This window comes from Dokdonella sp., assembly GCF_017744955.1.
Taxonomy (GTDB): Bacteria; Pseudomonadota; Gammaproteobacteria; order Xanthomonadales; family Rhodanobacteraceae; genus Dokdonella_A.
Genome location: NZ_JAGIAG010000004.1, coordinates 217,222 through 236,593, shown reverse-complemented (window position 1 = coordinate 236,593; position 19,372 = coordinate 217,222). Strand labels below are relative to the sequence as shown.

The following is a 19,372-nucleotide window of genomic DNA, read 5'->3' as shown; positions in this document are numbered from 1 at the left end:
GTGCAGAATTCAGCGAGCGGCTTCGAAGCCGTTCGCGAACAGCCGGTCGGGCACGTTGCCGAATTCGTAGGCGCCGAGGTCGTAGGTGTGGGTGTTGCGGCCGAACCGATTGGGATGGTTCGGATCGTCGATGCCCCGGGGTTGGCGGTTGAGGTCCGGCTCCTGGCTCGACGGCGCGATGTCGTCGCAATAGTCGATCGCCGCGTTGCCCGGCGCGAGGCGGTAGTTGCCGTCGTCCGGATCCTGGAAGGTGATCGGGTGGACGTCGCCGGTCTGGCCGCGGTTCTTCAAAAGGCAGTAGAGATCCTCGTTGGGCGGAATGCCCTGGAGCGAGTAGAGACGTTCCTTGTCGGCGATCAGGCTCGTGTAACCTTCTATGGTGGCGACGTCGTCGCCCTGCGTATCGCTGTAGATCAGGGCGCCGCCTTCATCGGCGTTGCGTGCGAACGTCGTGAACTCGAAGCGCAGCCGGCCTCCCCGCATCGCGATGACGGCGCATTCGGGGTCCGTTGCGCTGCACGCATTGTCGGCGACGACGCTGCCGATGATCTCGAGGTTGGAAGCATTGCCGTGAACGACGAAAGCGCTTCCTCTTCGACGTTGGGCATAGCCGAGCGTGCTTCCGCGCATGACCACGCCTTCGACGCGCGCACGGCCGCCGGTGCGCACCGCCAGCGTTCCCCCGCTGAAGGAGGCGTTGTCGGAAAGACGCAGGCATTCTTGTTCCGGCAGGCAATGGCGGAGTGCAGGATCGGCGGAAATCCCGAGGCGGACGTCGCCCTGGTCCTCGACCAGGAGGCCGCTACCGAATCCGCCGACGGAATGGTCGCTGATGACGATCTCCCCGGCGCGTAGTCTGGAATCGGCCCCGCTGACGAAGATGCCTCCGCCGTTCATCGCGTCATTGGCGACGACGAAAACCGGCTGCACCGGCAGGGCAGGACCGGTAGGATCGGTTTCCTCCACCATGACGCCGCCGTTCAAGATCGCGATGCCGCCACCTTTGCCCAAACCACCGGCCGCTCGGTTCTGCTTGATCGTCACCAGATGCGGCCGGATGGTGAGTCTGCCGCCGTCGACGAGAATGCCGCCGCCGTTCCCGCTGGTGACGTTGCTGCGGATGTCGACCCAGCGCTCGATCGCCAGCTCGGCGTTCGGACCGCGCACGGTGATGCCGCCGCCGAAGCGATCGACGGTGCCTTCGGGAACATTGTTCAGGCGGTTGTTGCGGACGACCGAATCGTAGAGATGGACGCGCGCGGTACCGTCGATCGAGATGCCGCCCCAGTGCGCGGTGTCGATGGCCCAGCCGCCCTGGCTGATGTCGAGCCGGTCCAGATGGACCTCGATGCCGTCGGCGGCATCGGAGGCGATGACGAGCACGGCTTCCCTCAGGTTCCCGGCCAGCGCGGTGTAGCCCAGGCGATCGGTCGCGCCGCAGGTCGGATAGCCGCCGATCAGTTCGACCGAGGTGTCGACGAGCAGCGCCTGGTTGACGTACGTACCGTTCCTGGCGATGCGGATCTTGTCCGCCTCCGGCGTGGCGCGCGCGGCGGAAATGGCTTGCTGGATGGTCGGGAAGTCGCAGGGACTTCCCGCGCCTACCCAGTATTCGGCGGCGTGCGCGGATGCGGCGAGCAGCGTCAGCGCGGGCAGCAGCGAGAAAGAAGAGAGCTTCATGGCAAGACTTCCGTTGCGGTCTTCGGCGGTGCGTTCGAGATGCGGGCGAGTGCGTGCGCAGGCGATCAGGACGCGGTGTCGAAACCGTTCGCGAACAGCCGATCGGGCACGTTGCCGAACTCGTACGCGCCGAGGTCGTATGCGCCGTAGCGATCGGCATGGTTCGGATCGTCTATACCGCGCGGCTGGCGGTTGAGGTCGGGGTCCTGGCTCGACGGAGCGACGCCGTCGCAATAGTCGATCGCGGCGCTGCCGGCGACGAGACGGTAGTTGCCGGCGTCGGCGTCGTGGAACGCGATCGGCCGCACGTCGCCGCGAGCGCCTTCCGCTCGGCCGCGATTCTTCAACATGCAGTCGACGGAGATCGTGGCCTCGGGAGTCAGTGGATCGATGACGGGGGTGTAGAGCTGGTGTTTGTCGGCGAGCACACTGGAATATCCGCGGATACCCGCGATTCCCGTTTCTTCGCTGGCATTGATGCGTCGACCGGTGACCAGCGCGCCTCCTTCGTTGCCGTTGCGTGCGAAGGTGACGTGTTCGAAGCGCAGATTGCCGCCGAACATGCTGATCACCGGACATTCCGGTTCGTCCGCGCTGCAGGCGTTGTCGGTGACGAGGCTGCCGAGGAGGTTCAATCTCGACGCGTTGCCGAAGAGGTGGAAGGCGTTGCCGCCGGGTGCAGAGCCGGTCGACCTTAGCGTGACGACGTTTCCGCGCACGACGACGCCGTCGAGTCGCGCCGTGCCGCCGCTGCGCAGTGAAACCGCTGCGCCGGCGTCCTTGGCAATATTGTCGGAAATGCGCAGGCAGTCCTGTTCGGGCGGGCAATTCCGGAACGGGCCGTCGCTCGACGGGGCCAGCTGCGCGTAACCTCCGCCGGTGACGCAGAGTCCACCGCCGCTGTCCAAACGACTTTCGTTGTTTTCGACGATGAGGTTGCTGGCGAGCAGCGTGGAATTGGCGCCGTCGACGTAGATGCCGCCGCCGCAGCTGGCGTTGGCCAGGTTGTAGCCGACCAGGGCGCCGTCCACCGGCAGTGTCAGCCCCTTCGGGTCGGTCTGCACGCTCATCAGGCCGCTGTTGACGATCGCGATGCCGCCGCCCTTGCCGTTTCCGTACACCTGGTTCTGCTTGATCGTCACGCCGTGCGGGCGGATGTTCAGGACGCCGCCGTCGACGAGAATGCCGCCGCCGTCGTCGCCGGAGTTCTCGCGAATGTCGACCCAGCGTTCGATCGTCAGCGACGCCCGGTTGCCGCGCACGGTGACGCCTCCGCCGAACCGGATGGGGTGGCCGAGCGGCCCCAGTACCCGATTGTTGCGAACGACCGAATCGTAGAGATGGACACGGGCGTTTCCGGCAATCGAGAGGCCGCCCCAGTGCGTGGTGGTTTCGGTTCCACCGCCTCCGTGGATTTCGAGGCGGTCGAGATGGATCTCGACGCCTTCGGCGGCGTCGGAGGCGGCCACGAGCACGGCCTGTTGACCGTTTCCGGTCAAGGAGGTGTAGCCCTCGCGCTGCATATCGCCGCAAGCCCGATGACCGCCGATCAAGCTGACCGGTGTGTCGAGGAGCAATGCCCGCGCCGGATAGGTGCCGTTCCGTACGATGCGGATCGTGTCGGCTTCTGGCGTGATGCGCGCGGCGGCAATTGCCTGCTCGATCGTCGCGAAGTCGCAGGAACTTCCCGCGCCCACCCAGTATTCGGCGGCATGGGCGGATGCGGTGAACAGCGCCGATGCGGACAGCAGCAAGAGAGGAAGGATCTTCATGACGTGACTTCTGCAGTGGCTTCGGGCGGGCAGCTGGACTAGGCGACCGTGTCGTGCTTATCGCTCAGGGGCCGGCTTCGAGGCCGTCGGCGAACAGCCGGTCGGGCACGTTGCCGAACTCGTAGGCGCCGAGATCGAAGAGGCCGTAACGATCGGGAGCGTTCGGGTCGTCGATACCGCGCGGCTGGCGGTTGAGGTCGGGATCCTGGCTCGACCCGGCGATGCCGTCGCAGTAGTCGATGGCGTCGTTGCCGGGGGCGAGGCGGTAGTTGCCGGCGTCCGCGTCCAGGAACGTGATCGGCGTGAGCGCGCCGCGGTTTCCTTCCGCCCTGCCGCGGTTCTTCAGCACGCAGTTGCCCTCGATCGTGGCACCTGGGATCGGCGGGACTTCGCGGGTCGAGGTGTAGAGCAACCGCTTGTCGGCGAGCAGGCTCGAGAAGAGGCGGATGTCGGCCAAGCTCGCTCCGCTCCCGTCGCGGGCATCGCCGAAGATCAGCGCGCCGTCCTCGTTGCCGTTGCGGGCGAAGGTAGTGTGCTCGACGTGCACCCTTCCCCCGCGCGTGCGGAACACCGCGCAGGCGGGATTGGACTGGCTGCAGGCGTTGTCGGCGACGACGCTGTTGAGGATGCGCAACTGCGAGGTGTCGCCGTCGACGTCGAACGCATTGCCCTTGTCGTCGCCGCCGTTCTCGTGCGGCCGGTTGCCGCGCACGAACACACCGTTCAACCGCACGATGCCGCCGCGATCGACGTACACGGCCGCTCCGCTGACGGCGCTCGTGTTGTGCGACACACTGAGGCATTCCTGCTCCGGCAGGCAATGCCGGAACGGGCCGTCGAGCGAGATGCCCATTTGCGCGTAGCCGCGGTCTTCGACGCACAGGCCGCCGCCTTGGCCGGTGCGGCTTTCGTTGTGCAGGACCAGGAGATTGGTGGCGAGCATCGAGGAATTGGCGCCGCCGACGTAGACGCCGCCGCCGCAGCCGGTGTCGCCTTCGACGGTGTTGTGGCCGACGAGGACGCCGGTCACCGGCAGTCCCGATCCCTTCGGATCGGTTTCCACGCTCATCACGCCGCCGTTGACGACTGCGATGCCGCCGCCGTTGCCGCCGCCGGTGACGACGTTCTGCTTGATCGTCACGCCGTGCGGCTGGATGCGCAGGGTGCCGCCGTCGACCAGGATGCCGCCGGCGTCCCTGCCGGTGTTTTCGCGGATGTCGACCCAGCGCTCGATCGTCAGGATCGCGCCTGGTCCACGCACGGTGACGCCACCGCCGGCACGAGCCTCCGCGCCGACCGGGACGTCCGTCGTCTGGTTGAGGCGAATGACGGAATCGGAGAGATAGGTACGTGCGTATCCGCTGATCGACAGTCCGCCCCAGCTCTGCGGGTCGCCGCTCGAACCGCCGTTGTGAATATCGAGGCGGTCGAGATGGACGTCGATGCCGGGATGATCGTCGGCAATGACGACGATCACCGCTCTCATGCCGGTTCCCGACAGCGAGGTGTAGCCCTCACGTTCGAGCGAGCCGCAGGCCAGATAGCCGCCGATCAGGTGGACCGAAGTGTCGACGAGCAGCGTCTGGTTCGTGTACGGCTGGTCGTCGGCGATGCGGATCGTGTCCGCGTCGGGTGTCTCGTGCGCCGCAGCGATCGCCGCCTGGATCGTCGGGAAGTCGCAGGTCTGTGCGCCGCCGACCCAGTATTCGGCCGCGTGCGCGGAAGTGGCGCACAGCGCCAATGCGAAAACGGGAAGCAGACGTGACGTCATGGCGCGGCTTGTCCTTTCTTCCAGTCGTCGGTGAGCATTCCGCAAAAACCCCAGTTCGCCTCGGCGATCTCCTGGATGACGACGTGCGTGTGCTCCGGCTTCTTGCCGAGGACACGCGAGAGGGAGGCGGTGATGTCCTGGACGATCCGGGCTTTCTGCTCGCGGCTCGCGCCTTGGAGGATTTGTACGTTGACGTAGGGCATGGGATGGCTTTCTCGTCAGGTCGAAAAAGGGAAGCGCCGGAGGCGGATTTCACACGAGGCCTGCGAAGCCTGCGTTCCGTTTCCGGACAAGGGGGCGGTCGAGGTGAAGCCGGAACGGAGCGGAGGAATCACTCCCCGATCGACTTCAATACCTCTTCATTGCTGACCGAGTAGTCCACCAGCCGGTTGGCGTACACGCCGTTCAACCACTGCTTCGCGGGGTTCGGCGCGTCGTAGTTCACGGCCGGTTTTCCGAAGCGGACGTAGTCGACGGAGAGCTCGAAGTCGGGCTTGCCGAGGTGGTCGAATGTTTCGTTGTTGAATCGGAACGCGTCTCCCCAAAGGATCTCTTCGGGCACGGCCATGCTGTTGGTGTAGCCGTTGAGGCCGACCTGCAGGACCGGCGGCCAGTCGACGAGATAGAAGCGATCGTGCAGCGTCCACGACGTGTCCTTGTCGTATCGATACGACAGGAGGAACGCGTTCCCCACGCGCGTGACGCGAAGAGTGATCCACTCGGCCTTGGCGTCGCGAAGCTTGAGGTGGGATTGGCTGTTGATCGTGTACTTCGTCTCGATCACCGGCTTGCCGGGTTCTTCCGCGATGCCGGCGGTGATGAACAGCCAGTTTTCTTGCTTGGGCTTCCAGCGATCTTTACCCGCCTGCTTGGGGACGCGAACCATCAGTCCGCCCAGCGACCACGCCGTCGTGGCGACGGGATTGTTCGAACCGGTGGCGCGAATCCGCGCGCGAACGTCGAAATCGCCCTTGATGTCCTTGTAGAGGAACGGCGCGTTCTTGTCGGCGAACCAGCCGGAGGTGCCCATGTCGAGACGGAGCACGCCGTCCTTCCATGCCTTCTTGCGCACCTTGTCGGGCCAGCCTTCCGTGTCGTGCAGCCACTTCCATCCGGAGAGGTCGTTTTCTTTCGAGAAGTCGTCGTCGAGGGCGGCGTTGCTGACGGATTGCCCGAACGCCGTGGTCGACAAGAATCCACAGAGAAGGAGCAGTGCAGGGATTGCTTTCATGGAATCGGTGATCCGGGCGTTGATGTCGGGCAGGAGCGGGCGGAGCGACTTTCCCGCGAAGTTGCAAGAGAGAGCGCGGACGGCGATGCGGTCGTCACTTCCACGCGGGGCGAAGCCGCGGATGAGTCACGGCGCGGAAGGCCTACTTACGCTCCGTTGGGGGCGCGGACTCGAATCCGTCCGCGAAGATGCGGTCGTACACCGCATGGAATTCGTAGGCGCCCAGATCGAAGGTGTTGGCGGGAGAGTCGTCGCGATTCGGACGCTCCGGGTCGTCGATGCCGCGGGGCTGGCGATGGAGATCGAGTTCGGCGGAGTCGTGACTGCAGTAGTCGATCGCCACGCTGCCGCGCCTGAGTCGGTAGTCGCCGCTTTCCTGGTCCTGGAATGAAATCCCTCCCACCTCGGTAAAGGGGTCGGGATCGCCCTGGTCCTTCAGCAGGCACTCGGTAGTCAGTTGCGCGACGGGCCACGGGACAGGGCCTCGATATTCGAACAAGCGCCGCTTGCCGCCGATCAGGCTGCTTGAGGCGTCAAGGACGATGCCTCCCTCGGGGCGTCCGTTCAGGGTGGTGGAGATCAGCGCGCCATTCACGGGGCCGTTATGCGCGAAGGTGGTGAAGGCGAACCAGAATTTGCTCCGGTTGGACACCGGGCCGGCGATCATGTCGACGACCGAACACACGCTGAGGATTTGCAGATCGCACGAATTGTCGGCGACGACGCTGTTGGCGAGCCGGAGGCTCGAATCGGTGTCGTCGATCAGGAAGGCGTTTCCTCCCATCTCGCTGCCGAGCAGCAGGTTCCGGCGCACGATCGCGCCGTCGATACGCGCCGAGCCGCCGCCGCGCACAGCCAGGGCAGCACCGCTGCGAGTGCTCGAGTTGCCGGACAGGCTCAGGCACTCCTGCCCCGGCGGGCACGCGCGGAACGGCGGATCGGGAAAGCCCGACAGCTGCGCGTAGCCTTGGGTCTCGACCAGGATGCCGCCGCCGTGTCCGTCGTCGCTGGTGTTCTCGTCGACGATGATTTCGCTGGCGAGCAGCAAGGAGTTCACGCCCGCCACGTAGGCGCCGCCGCCGCCGCGTGCGCCGTAGTTCTGCAAGATGCGCACGGGTTCGACCGGCAGCAAAGGCCCGAACGGATCGGTCGACTCCGACACCGAGCCACCGTTCACCACGGCGATGCCGCCGCCCTTGCCGTTGAGGTTGGCCCGGTTCTGCTTGATCGTCACGCCGTGCGGCCGGATGTTCAGCGCGCCGCCGTTGATGAGAATGCCGCCGCCGTTGCCATACGTCGTGTTCTCCCGGATGTCGACCCAGGCTTCGATCGTCAGGATGGCGCGCGGACCACGTACGCCGATGCCGCCACCGCCGCCCGAATAGTTATTGCGCACGACCGAATCGCGCAGGAAGACGTGGACGTTGCCGCTGATCGAGATTCCACCGCGATGCGCGACGCCGTTGCTCTCGCCGCCGCGGCTGATGTCGAGCCGGTCGAGATGCACTTCGATGCCGTCGGGATCGCCAGAGAACGCGGCCAGCACGGCGTTGCGGGTGGTTCCTTCCAGCGAGGTATACCCGTCGCGTTCCGCGGCGCCGCAGAGCGGATAGCCGCCAACCAGCGTGAGCGACGTATTCAGCGACAAGGCCTGATTGGAATAGACCTGATTCTTGGCTATCCGGATGGTGTCGGCTTCCGGTGTCGCTTGCGCGGCGGCGATGGCCTCCTCGATCGAGGAGAAGTCGCAGGACTCTCCGCTACCGACCCAGAATTCGGCGCCACGCACGGGTTCGATCGTGCACAACGCCAGCGCACCCACAGCGAAAAGCGAACTCGGTTTCAAGACCAGCTCCGTCGTGCCGAATCCTGTCGGCTTCAGGGCGCGTCGCGAGTGGGGCGGTTCGTGAAGCGCGGTCGTCCGGCTTCGACGTGGCATCCGACTTCGATCAACGAGTCGTACTTACAGAACGGAACGGGGCGGGATTTCCTATCACCGCCGCGCGCAGAATCGCCGCGCGTCATTGCAGGTCGCAGGGGCGAACGAGGTCCGCAGGTGCCGGTCGGTTTCCGCTCGAAGGCTGGTGTCGAGCGGCGACGATCGCTTCGTCGCCGCGCAGGTGCAGCGGCCGTGTCGTGCGCGTGATCCTGGAGACGACCGGGCGGTATCGCCGCCCGGTGGGTATCCGGCGAGCGCCGCTGGGATGACCGGCGCTCGCGGCGGCCCGGGCGGCAATACCGACCGGTCGTCGAGGCTCAGCGTCGCGGTTCGGTCCCGCTGGCGAAGATGCGATCCGATTCGTAGGCGCCGAGGTCGTAGGGGCCGAAGAGGTCGGCCTTCGCGGCGTCCAGTCCGCGCGGCGTGCCGTCCATGTCCGGCGATTGGCTCGATATCGGCAGTCCGTCGCACCAGTCGATCGCGGCGCTGTCGCCCGGCAGGTGGTAGTCGCCGCGCTCGGGATTCTGGAACGCGATGGGCAGGACGTCGCTGCGCGTCGCGTCGCCTTCCTGTTCGCCGCGGTCCTTGAGGATGCAGTCGTAGCGTACGGCCGGCACCGGGCCGAGAAAGTCGAAGAGCCTCGACTTGCCGGCCACCAGGCTCGAATAGCCTTGGATGTCGGAGGCGATGATCCCTTCGGGATCGTCGCTCAGGACGAGCGCGTCGCTGCCGGCGTTGTCGGCGAACGTGCTGTGCTCGAAGCGCAGCGTGCTGCCGATCGTGTAGATCGTGGGGCAGTCCGGCGCCGACTCGGCGCAGTCGTTGCCGACGACGAGGCTGGCGTAGAGGCGCAGGCTGGAACCTTGGTCCAGCCAGAATGCCGGACCGTCGGCCGCGCCGTTGCCGCGCACGATGGTCTGGTCGACGTGGGCGATGCCGCCGTAGCGGACGGACAGCGCGCCGCCGCGGTCGGCGCGGTTGTTCGACAGGCGCAGGCACTCCAGTTCGTCCGGGCAATGGCGCGACGGACCCTCGCGGAAGCGCGAGAACTGCGCGTAGCCGCCGGTGGTGGCGTAGACGCCGCCGCCGTCGGTGGCGACGTTGTCGCGCACGACCATGTCGTCGGCCAGCAGCGACGAGCCGGTCCCGCCGACGTACACGCCGCCGCCGGAGCCTTGGACGATGTTGCCGGCGATCAGCACGCCGTCCACGCGTGTCTCCCGGTCGTCGATGTCGGTGCCGACGCTCATCAAGGCGCCGCCGGTCACGGCGACGCCGCCGCCGCTGTAGGCGACGTTGTCGTGGATGGTCACGCCGTGCGGACGCACGCGCAGCGTCGCGCCGTGCACGCGCACGCCGCCGCCGAGCCCGGCGCGATTGTCGTGCACGTCGACGTCGCGCTCGAAATCGACGATCGCGCCCTCGGCGATCGTCAGGCCGCCGCCGGCATCGCTGGCGTTGTGGTGGATCTCGACGTCGGCGAACGCGGCCAGCGTATTGCTTCCGACGTAGAGGCCGCCCCAGAAGCCGAGGTCGCCGTTGATGCCGCCACCGCTGATGCTCAGTCGTTCCAGGCGCACCTGAATGCGGTTTTGTGTATTGCCGATGACGAGCGTCGCCCATTGGCCGGTGCCGACCAGGGCGGTCCTGCCGGACGGGGCGAGGCTGCCGCAGTTCGCATGACCGCCGATCAGGTTCACGGAGGTGGTGATCTCGACCTTCTGCTCCGCGTAGGGCTGGTCGTCGGCGAGGCGGATCGTGTCGATCTCGTCCGTCGCCGCCGCGAGGACGAGCGCATCGGCGATCGTGTGCGTCGTACAGGAGGGGCCGGCTCCGACGCTGATTTCGGCGGCGGACGCGTGCATGGCAACGAACGCGAGGGTGGACAACAGGGGAAGGGCGAAGCGCATGGCAGGTCTCCTTGACCTCAGGGTGGTCGCAATCCACCCAGTACGGAGTCCGTATGCGTTTCCTATCAGCCGGAGCGTTCCTTGCGCAGCGCGCCGCCGGGCGGACGCGCTGCGGCCGGTTTCCCGGCGAGGAGCGCGGTCTTGCGTGGATGACGTGCGAGTCGATCGGGCGGGGAGCTGGCGGCGCGGGTGGCCATGCCCGGCCGCCCCGGGGTAGGCCGCTGTTCCGCCGGCGCGAACCGACACCGCCGGTCCGCGGGGCGCGAGCGGATGAATCGGGGCAGGAGGGGCGGCGCGCGGCGGGAAGGACACCGTTTGCGACTCGCCTGTCAGGCGTCGACCCGATAGAATACGGATTTCCAGCGGAAAGCTTTACCCATGACCCCCCTCGTTTTCGTGACCGGCGGCGTGGTGTCCTCGCTAGGCAAGGGCATCGCCGCGGCGTCGCTGGCTGCCATCCTCGAAGCGCGCGGCCTGCGCGTGACGATGATGAAGCTCGATCCGTACATCAACGTCGACCCGGGCACGATGAGCCCGTTCCAGCACGGTGAGGTCTACGTCACCGACGACGGCGCCGAGACCGACCTCGACCTCGGCCACTACGAGCGCTTCGTGCGCACGCGGCTGACCGGCAAGAACTCGATCACCACCGGCAAGATCTACGAGAGCGTGATCGCCAAGGAGCGCCGCGGCGACTACCTCGGCGCGACCGTGCAGGTGATCCCGCACATCACCGACGAGATCAAGCACCGCATCTACGAGGCGACGCAGGGCTACGACGTCGCCCTGGTCGAGATCGGCGGCACGGTCGGCGACATCGAGTCGCTGCCGTTCCTGGAGGCGATCCGCCAGATCCGCATCGAGCACGGCGCGGACGCGGCGATGTTCATGCACCTGACCCTGGTGCCGTACATCAAGGCCGCCGGCGAGATCAAGACCAAGCCGACCCAGCATTCGGTCAAGGAACTGCGCTCGATCGGCATCCAGGCCGACGTGCTGCTGTGCCGCTGCGAGCAGCCGCTGCCGCAGGCCGACCGCCGCAAGATCGCGCTGTTCACCAACGTGCCGGAAAAGGCCGTGATCAGCGCGGTCGACGTCGACGTGATCTACAAACTGCCGCAGTGGCTGCACGCGCAGAAGCTCGACGAGATCGTGGTCGACCGCCTCAAGCTCAACGCCAAAGCGGCCGACCTGTCCGAGTGGGATCGCACGGTCGAGGCCGTCGAGCATCCGCACGGCGAGATCACGATCGCGATCGTCGGCAAGTACGTCGAGCACAAGGACGCCTACAAGTCGCTCGGCGAAGCGCTGCGCCACGGCGGCCTGAAGCAGCGCACGCGCGTGAATCTGCGCTGGATCGAGTCGGAGGAGATCGAGCGGCGCGGCCCCGAACAGCTCAAGGACGTCGACGGCATCCTGGTGCCAGGCGGCTTCGGCAAGCGCGGCTTCGAAGGCAAGATCGCCGCGGCGCGCTACGCGCGCGAGAACAAGGTGCCGTACTTCGGCATCTGCTACGGCATGCATGCGGCGGTGACCGACTTCGCGCGTCACGTCGCCGGCCTGGAAGGCGCCAACTCGAGCGAGAGCGACCGCAACTGCGCGCATCCGGTGATCGCGCTGATCACCGAGTGGACCACCGGTTCGGGCGACGTCGAGAAGCGCGACGAAAGCTCGGACAAGGGCGGCACCATGCGCCTGGGTGCGCAGGAATGCCGCCTCAAGGCGGGCACGCTGTCGCGCGAGCTGTACGGCCAGGACGTGGTGCGCGAACGCCATCGCCACCGTTACGAGTTCAACAACCGCTATCGCCAGCAGTTCGAAGACTTGGGGCTGATCATCGCCGGCAAGTCGATGGATGATCTCCTCGTCGAGATGATCGAGCTGCCGAACCACCCGTGGTTCGTCGCCTGCCAGGCGCATCCGGAATTCACCTCGACGCCGCGCGACGGCCATCCGCTTTTCATCGGCTTCATCCGCGCCGCGCGCGAGCAGAAGGCGGTGCGCGAGGCGCCGCGTCTCGCCGAGGCGGCCACGGCATGACGCGGTCTCGCCACGTGTCGTCCGGAACGGGAGACTGACCGACGATGCACCATTCGCGCCTGTGTTCCATCCAGATCGACTGCAAGGTCGACGACGTCGATGCCGCCGCAAATTTCTGGGCGGGCGCGCTCGGATGTCGCGTCGACCTCGCGCATCCGGGCAGTCGCGAGCGCTACCGTCAGCTCGAGACGCCGAGCGACCAGCCGATGGTGCAGATCCAGCGCGTCGACCACGAAAGCCGCGTGCACCTGGACCTCGAAACCGACGACATCGAGGCCGAAATCGCGCGGCTGGAGGCGCTCGGCGCCGTGGTGCATGCGCGGCTGGAACGCTGGGTCGTCATGCAGGCGCCGAGCGGCCAGCGTTTCTGCGTGGTCCGCGTGCAGCGACCGGATTTTCCATTGAACGCCAACCGCTGGGACTGATTGGAAATCATGAAACTGTGTGGATTCGAGGTCGGCCTCGACCGGCCCCTGTTCCTGATCGCCGGCCCCTGTGTCATCGAGTCGATGCAGCTGCAGCTCGACACCGCCGGCACGCTGAAGGAGATCACCGGCAAGCTCGGCGTGCCGTTCATCTTCAAGTCGAGCTTCGACAAGGCCAACCGCACGTCCGGCACGAGCTTCCGCGGCCCCGGCCTCGAGGAAGGCCTGAAGGTGCTCGCCGAGGTGAAGCGCCAGATCGGCGTGCCGGTGCTGACCGACGTGCACGAGTACACGCCGATGGACGAGGTCGCGAGCGTCGTCGACGTGCTTCAGACGCCAGCGTTCCTGTGCCGGCAGACCGATTTCATCCAGAACGTCGCCCGCGCCGGCAAGCCGGTCAACATCAAGAAGGGCCAGTTCCTGTCGCCGTGGGAGATGAAGCACGTCGCCGCCAAGGCCAAGGCCGTCGGCAACGAGCAGATCATGGTCTGCGAGCGCGGCGCCAGCTTCGGCTACAACAATCTCGTCTCCGACATGCGCTCGCTCAGCGTCATGCGCGACACCGGCTGCCCGGTCGTGTTCGACGCGACGCACTCGGTGCAGCTACCCGGCGGCGCCGACGGCAAGAGCGGCGGCCAGCGCGAATTCGTGCCGGTGCTGTCGCGCGCCGCGGTCGCGGTCGGCATCGCCGGCATCTTCATGGAAACCCATCCCGATCCGGACAAGGCGCTCAGCGACGGGCCGAACGCGTGGCCGCTGGGCAAGATGGCGGCGTTGCTGGAGACGCTGGTCGAACTGGACCGAATTCTTAAGCGTCGTAGTGGTTGGTGGGAATCATAGAGAATTTCAGAGCGGGGCGGCTTTTTATTTAGATGGTTTTCAATAGGGGGTGGTCAATGTATATGAAACGATTGGTTGCATTGCTCTCGCCTGTTGCAATCTTATTCTTCAGCATCGCGTCATCTTTTGCTCAACAGCAGATTGCCCCCACGGTTGGTGTGGGGGAATATCCTGAGTTTGGCTCATCTTTTGGCGTTTCAAGGGATATTATGGTCGTCGGTGCGCCGACTGGTCGCGACGATTTCGCTGGATATGTTTCTCTTTTTCAAAGAAAGCTGGACGGGTGGGGTTTTGTCTCCCGCATTGATCCGGTGGATACGAGGCAGTTTGGGAATCTTGTTGCCATTAGCCGACGTTGGCTGATTGTGGCGTCATGGTCATCCAACGTGCCTTACAACGCACTGGACGTATTCGAGCGTGATGACCTTACTTGGCGTTTCGTTCAGCGGCTTGGTCTTCCAGTAAGCGCACGCAACATAAATGCACTCGTCGCCTCCGATGTCGGTATTGCAATTCAAACATTGGATTTTGATCCTGAGGGTGGGGTGGCGGCGAGCCACGTATTTGGCTATGTGTTCGGTGGATCCGTTTGGGGTGGTGCGCAGGAACTGCTCGTGCCCTTCCCATTCCCTCGGCTCGGTTACGCTATGGCCATGGATGGAGACCGTCTAGTTGCTTCCGATATGTCTGCTGTGTCCAGTTTTGTAGTGATCCAGGGGCAATGGGTGCATGCATCGACGATTTTTTCGCCGTTGCCTGCATCGAGCAAGTTTGGAACTGCCTTGGCACTTTGCGGCAGGCATCTTGCCGTAAGTTCAACCAACTATCAGGATCAGTCGGGAATGTCAGACCAGGTGCAGCTATTTAGCGGCACCCCGTTGCAATGGCGGAATGACGGAGTGGCGTTTTACTCCGGAGATTTTGGTCGTCGCTTTGGTCGCAGCATAATCTGCGATGGCGATAATTTGGCCGTGCTGAGCGAAGTGCAACATAAAGTCTTCTTGTTGTCGATGGACGGAAGTTCGGGGCCTCAGTCATTCGAGGTCGTGGACGAGGAATCGCAGGGCGCTTTCAATGGGGTGGCGCTTGGTGGTGGCGATATCCTCGTTGCGGATTCTCGGCGGCCGCCGACGCATTTTTCCAACTCTACAGGTATGGTTTACTCATTCAATGGAGTCATTGATGGGATTCATAAGGATGGCTTTGAGTGAGCTGCTTCTAAATTCGATGATTTCGGAGTCATATAAGCGGGAAAATTTTTTGTTCGGCGCAAAATTTACTCTTGGCCGATGAGCCGATCAGGGATTGCATTCGTTCGGCGCTTATGATTTCTCGCGGTTGGTCGTTTTCGATATGCGATTGAACATTGTATCGGTATCTGCAATCGCGAAATTCTTTAAGTTCGCGCTTAGAAGACAACATTGATAGGGCATCAAGAATCATGTCGAATATTGTGCAAGTCCACGCCCGCGAGATCCTCGACTCCCGCGGCAATCCCACCCTCGAAGCCGAGGTCACGCTGGCCGACGGCTCGTTCGGCCGCGCGGCGGTGCCGTCGGGCGCTTCCACCGGTTCGCGCGAGGCGGTCGAGCTGCGCGACGGCGACAAGGCGCGCTACCTCGGCAAGGGCGTAAAGAACGCGGTTGCCAACGTCAACACGACGATCGCGAACGCGCTGAAGGGCTTCGACGCGGACGACCAGCGCGGGCTCGACGAGAAGCTGATCGCGCTCGACGGCACGCCGAACAAGGGCAAGCTCGGTGCGAACGCGCTGCTCGGCGTGTCGCTGGCGAATGCGCACGCGGTCGCGGCGTCGAAGAAACTGCCGCTGTGGAAGCACCTCGCCGGCAATCGCGCGGCGCGCCTGCCGGTGCCGATGATGAACATCATCAACGGCGGTGCGCACGCGGACAACAACGTCGACATGCAGGAATTCATGATCCTGCCTGTCGGCCTGCCGAGCTTCGCCGAAGGCCTGCGCGCCGGTACCGAGATCTTCCACGCGCTGAAGTCGGTGCTGAAGGGCCGCGGCCTCAACACGGCCGTCGGCGACGAGGGCGGCTTCGCGCCGAACCTGAAATCCAACGAGGAAGCGATCGAGACGATCCTCGAAGCGGTGTCGAAGGCCGGCTACGCGATCGGCAAGGACATCTGGCTCGGCCTCGACGTCGCCAGCTCCGAATTCTTCAAGGATGGCGCCTATCACCTCGAAGGCGAGGGCAAGGTGCTGTCGTCCGCGCAGTTCGCCGACTTCCTCGCCGGCTGGTGCGCGAAGTATCCGATCGTCACCATCGAGGACGGCATGGCCGAAGGCGACTGGGACGGCTGGAAGCTGCTGACCGACAAGCTCGGCCAGAGCGTGCAGCTGGTCGGCGACGACCTGTTCGTGACCAACACGGCGATCCTGAAGGAAGGCATCGACAAGCACATCGCCAACGCGATCCTGATCAAGGTCAACCAGATCGGCACGTTGACCGAGACGCTCGACGCGATCGCGATGGCCGAAGCGGCGAAGTACGCCTCGATCATCTCGCATCGTTCCGGCGAGACCGAGGACACCACGATCGCGGATCTGTCGGTGTCGACTGCGGCGACGCAGATCAAGACCGGCTCGTTGTGCCGCTCCGATCGCGTCGCCAAGTACAACCAGCTGCTGCGCATCGAGGAGGCGCTCGGTTCCGCCGCGCGCTACGCCGGCAAGGATGCGTTTCCGAACCTGCCGAACTTCAAGGGCTGAGGCCGCCGCAGCGTGCTGCGCTACGTCGCCCTGATCCTGCTGATCCTGCTGATCGCCCTGCAGGTGCGCCTGTGGACCGGGCAAGGCGGCCTGCACGAGACCTGGCGCCTGCGCGAGCGCGTCGAGGAGCAGAAGGCGGAGAACGCCAAGCTGAAGGCGCGCAACGACACGCTCGCGGCCGAGGTCGAGGACCTGAAGCACGGCGACGAGGCGATCGAGGAGCGCGCGCGCGCCGAGATCGGTCTGCTCAAGCCCGGCGAGACGTTCTATCAGGTCGTCGACCAGAACGCGGACAAGTCGAAAGACGGCAAAGGGCGATGAGCGGCGACAAGCCTGCGCATGACGCGTCATTCCAGCGCGCGCGGGAATCCGGGGATGACGGTACTTCGGATGCTCGCGTTCGCGGGCACGCCGCCGAGGGCGGGCGGATCCGTGTCGAACGTCCGTGGTGCGTCGTCCCGGCGGCCGGCCGTGGTGCGCGTTTCGGTGCGGAGCGGCCGAAGCAGTACGTCGCGCTGGCCGGCAAGCCTTTGCTGTTGTGGACGTTGCAGCGCCTGGCCGCCTGCGAGGGCGTCAGCGGTCTGCTCGTCGCGCTGGCGGACGACGACGCGTATTGGCCGGGCTTGCACGAATTGAACGGCAAGCCGGTGTTGACCACGGTCGGCGCGGGCGAGCGCAGCGGTTCGGTGCTGGCCGGCCTGCGCGCGCTGCCGGATTCGGTCGGCGAGGGCGACTACGTGCTCGTCCACGACGCGGCGCGCCCGTGCGTGCGCGGCGAGGACATCGAGCGCCTGATCGAGCAGGCAATCGCCGCCGGCGGCGCGCTGCTGGCGGCGCCGTTGCGCGACACGCTCAAGCTCGGCGACGCGCAGTCGCGCGCGATCGCCACCGAGCCGCGCGAGGCGCGCTGGCGCGCATTGACGCCGCAGATGTTCCGCCGCGGCGAACTGGTCGCCGCGCTCGAACGCGCCGAACGCGACGGCGTCGCAATCACTGACGAGGCGATGGCGATGGAACGCGCGGGCCACCGGCCGTTGCTGGTCGAAGGCAGCGAGAGCAACATCAAGGTGACGACGCCGACGGATCTGGCGTTGGCGGAGTATCTGTTGAGCCGGGAATCGTGATTGGTGATTGGTAAGAGCCGCGCATACGCGATGCTCAGGAAACACGCCGCCGTTTGCACAGCGCTCCAAGACCTGTAGCCTTTCACGAATCACGAATCACGAATCACGAATCACGAATCACGAATCACCATGCGCATCGGCCAAGGCATCGACGTCCACGCATTCGGTCCCGGCGATCACGTCGTGCTCGGCGGCGTGCACGTGCCGCACGACCGCGGCCTGGTCGCACACTCGGACGGCGACGTCGTCATCCACGCGTTGTGCGACGCCGTGCTCGGCGCGCTGGCGCTCGGCGACATCGGCATCCATTTCCCGCCGAGCGACGCGCGCTGGAAGGGCGTCAGCAGCCGGCATTTCCTGCTGCACTGCGCGACCTTGATGATCGACCGCGGCTACGCGCTGGCGAACGCCGACGTGACGATCGTCTGCGAGCGGCCGAAGATCGCGCCGCACGTCGAGGCGATGCGGCGCAATCTCGCCACCGATCTCGGCTGCGGCATCGGCGACGTCAGCGTGAAGGCGACCACCAGCGAGAAGCTCGGCTTCACCGGTCGCGGCGAGGGCATCGCCGCGTTCGCGGTGGTGCTGCTGCAGCGCAGCCGCGCGCCGACGACCGTCGCCGCCGACGATCCCGCGCTGCGCGAGCTGGTGACGCGCGTCGAGCTGGATCCGCAGTCGTGATCGGCCCGTTCTCCGCCGGCGCGTGCGTGGCCGCCGCATTCGCGATCGCCACGTTCCGATGAACGAACTGCCGTTCGCCCACGGCGCGCCGCCGCTCCGCGGTCGCCTGCGCGCCGACCCGGCCGATTTCACGGTCGAGGAGGAACTCGGGTTCGAGCCGAGCGGGCAGGGCGAGCATGCGTTCCTGGTCGTCGAGAAGGTCGGCGCGAATACCGAGTGGGTGGCGCGCCGGCTCGCCGCCGCGGCGGGCGTCGCGCCGGTCGCGGTCGGCTACGCCGGCCTCAAGGATCGCCACGCGCTGACGCGGCAGGCGTTCACGGTGCAATTGCCCGGCCGCGTCGATCCGGACTGGTCCGCGCTCGGCATCGCCGGCGTGACGGTGCTGTCGGCGACGCGCCACGATCGCAAGCTCAAGCGCGGCGCGCATCGCGGCAATCGATTCCGCATCCGGCTGCGCGACGTGCAAGGCGACCGTGCCGAGGCCGAGACACGCATCGAGGCGATGCGCGCGCGCGGCGTGCCGAACTACTTCGGCGAGCAGCGTTTCGGCCGCGAGCAGGGCAACCTCGATCTCGCCGAAGCGCTGTTCGCGGGAAAGCGCCTGCCGCGCGAGCAGCGCGGTTTCGCGTTGTCGGCGGCGCGGGCGGAGTTGTTCAATGCGGTGCTGGCGGCACGCGTCGCCGACGGCAGCTGGGATCGCGGCCTCGACGGCGAGGTGTGGATGCTGGCCGGCTCGAACGCCATCTTCGGTCCGGAACCCTGGAGCGACGAACTCGCGCGTCGTCTGGCCGAATTCGACATCGACCCGACCGGGCCGATGTGGGGTGCCGGCGAGCTGCGCAGCACGGGCGCCGCGCGCGAGGTCGAACTGGCGGCGCTCGAACCGCTCGCTTCCTTCGCGCGCGGGCTGGAACGCGAAGCCCTGTCGCAGCAGCGACGTGCCTTGCGCCTGCGCGCCGAGGAGCTGCGTTCGAGCTGGGAAGCGGACGACGCTCTCGTGCTCGATTTCCGGCTGCCGGCCGGCGCTTTCGCAACCACCGTCGTACGCGAGCTTTGCGATACGCGCTCCGCGTCGACCTGAGCGGAGCGCCCGACGATCTCGTCGACAACCGAACGGCTCCGCCGGCGTCATGCCGGCGAACGCATGCTTTCATTGAAAGCGGTTCTCGCAGAGACGCAGGGACGCAGAGGAAGAGCTTTTACCTCCGCGTCTCTGCGTCTC

The 19,372-nt window shown here is 65.9% G+C and carries 14 protein-coding genes and 1 pseudogene; 9 read left to right on the top strand and 6 right to left on the bottom strand.

The window, feature by feature from the left end:
- Positions 1-9: 9 nt before the first annotated feature.
- The 6 genes from J7520_RS11570 to J7520_RS11545 form a co-directional block, all read right to left on the bottom strand.
- The gene (locus J7520_RS11570) at positions 10-1,914 is read right to left on the bottom strand and encodes a hypothetical protein (protein WP_291188375.1); all 1,905 of its coding nucleotides are present in this window, start codon (positions 1,912-1,914) and stop codon (positions 10-12) included.
- 1,602 nt (positions 1,915-3,516) lie between these two features.
- Positions 3,517-5,223 carry a hypothetical protein gene (locus J7520_RS11565; protein ID WP_291188372.1) on the bottom strand — a complete coding sequence of 569 codons (1,707 nt, stop codon included), beginning with the start codon at positions 5,221-5,223 and terminating at the stop codon, positions 3,517-3,519.
- Positions 5,220-5,426, bottom strand: coding sequence for a 4-oxalocrotonate tautomerase family protein (locus tag J7520_RS11560; RefSeq protein ID WP_291188369.1), 207 nt, complete (start codon positions 5,424-5,426; stop codon positions 5,220-5,222). Before J7520_RS11560 ends, J7520_RS11565 begins: the two co-directional genes overlap by 4 nt.
- A gap of 128 nt (positions 5,427-5,554) precedes the next feature.
- The gene (locus tag J7520_RS11555; protein WP_291188366.1) at positions 5,555-6,454 is read right to left on the bottom strand and encodes a DUF1349 domain-containing protein; all 900 of its coding nucleotides are present in this window, start codon (positions 6,452-6,454) and stop codon (positions 5,555-5,557) included.
- A 142-nt stretch (positions 6,455-6,596) separates the two neighbouring features.
- Entirely contained in the window at positions 6,597-8,300 is a 1,704-nt protein-coding gene (locus tag J7520_RS11550; protein ID WP_291188363.1) for a hypothetical protein, read from the bottom strand.
- Between the two features lie 410 nt (positions 8,301-8,710).
- Complete coding sequence (locus J7520_RS11545) at positions 8,711-10,303, bottom strand: hypothetical protein (RefSeq protein ID WP_291188360.1); 1,593 nt, start codon at positions 10,301-10,303, stop codon at positions 8,711-8,713.
- Positions 10,304-10,681: 378 nt separating this feature from the next.
- Here J7520_RS11545 and J7520_RS11540 point away from each other — a divergent pair, with 378 nt between their 5' ends.
- The 9 genes and pseudogenes from J7520_RS11540 (at position 10,682) to truD (ending at position 19,231) form a co-directional block, all read left to right on the top strand.
- Positions 10,682-12,343: a CTP synthase gene (locus J7520_RS11540; RefSeq protein ID WP_291188357.1), complete on the top strand. Its 1,662-nt coding sequence runs from the start codon at positions 10,682-10,684 to the stop codon at positions 12,341-12,343.
- A gap of 44 nt (positions 12,344-12,387) precedes the next feature.
- Entirely contained in the window at positions 12,388-12,768 is a 381-nt protein-coding gene (locus tag J7520_RS11535) for a VOC family protein (protein WP_291188354.1), read from the top strand.
- Between the two features lie 9 nt (positions 12,769-12,777).
- Positions 12,778-13,608: a 3-deoxy-8-phosphooctulonate synthase gene (gene kdsA / locus J7520_RS11530; protein WP_291188351.1), complete on the top strand. Its 831-nt coding sequence runs from the start codon at positions 12,778-12,780 to the stop codon at positions 13,606-13,608.
- Between the two features lie 62 nt (positions 13,609-13,670).
- On the top strand, positions 13,671-14,819 hold the full coding sequence (locus J7520_RS11525; RefSeq protein WP_291188348.1) for a hypothetical protein: 1,149 nt from the start codon (positions 13,671-13,673) through the stop codon (positions 14,817-14,819).
- Positions 14,820-15,049: 230 nt separating this feature from the next.
- Complete coding sequence (gene eno / locus J7520_RS11520; protein ID WP_291188345.1) at positions 15,050-16,345, top strand: phosphopyruvate hydratase; 1,296 nt, start codon at positions 15,050-15,052, stop codon at positions 16,343-16,345.
- Between the two features lie 15 nt (positions 16,346-16,360).
- Positions 16,361-16,666 (top strand): cell division protein FtsB, encoded by a 306-nt coding sequence (gene ftsB / locus J7520_RS11515; protein ID WP_291188563.1) that lies wholly within the window; start codon positions 16,361-16,363, stop codon positions 16,664-16,666.
- Between the two features lie 107 nt (positions 16,667-16,773).
- Positions 16,774-17,469 (top strand): 2-C-methyl-D-erythritol 4-phosphate cytidylyltransferase, encoded by a 696-nt coding sequence (ispD, locus tag J7520_RS11510; RefSeq protein ID WP_291188561.1) that lies wholly within the window; start codon positions 16,774-16,776, stop codon positions 17,467-17,469.
- 129 nt (positions 17,470-17,598) lie between these two features.
- A pseudogene (gene ispF, locus J7520_RS11505) lies at positions 17,599-18,069 on the top strand (2-C-methyl-D-erythritol 2,4-cyclodiphosphate synthase); the annotation flags it as partial.
- 139 nt (positions 18,070-18,208) lie between these two features.
- Positions 18,209-19,231: a tRNA pseudouridine(13) synthase TruD gene (truD, locus tag J7520_RS11500; RefSeq protein ID WP_291188342.1), complete on the top strand. Its 1,023-nt coding sequence runs from the start codon at positions 18,209-18,211 to the stop codon at positions 19,229-19,231.
- The last annotated feature ends 141 nt before the right edge of the window (positions 19,232-19,372 follow it).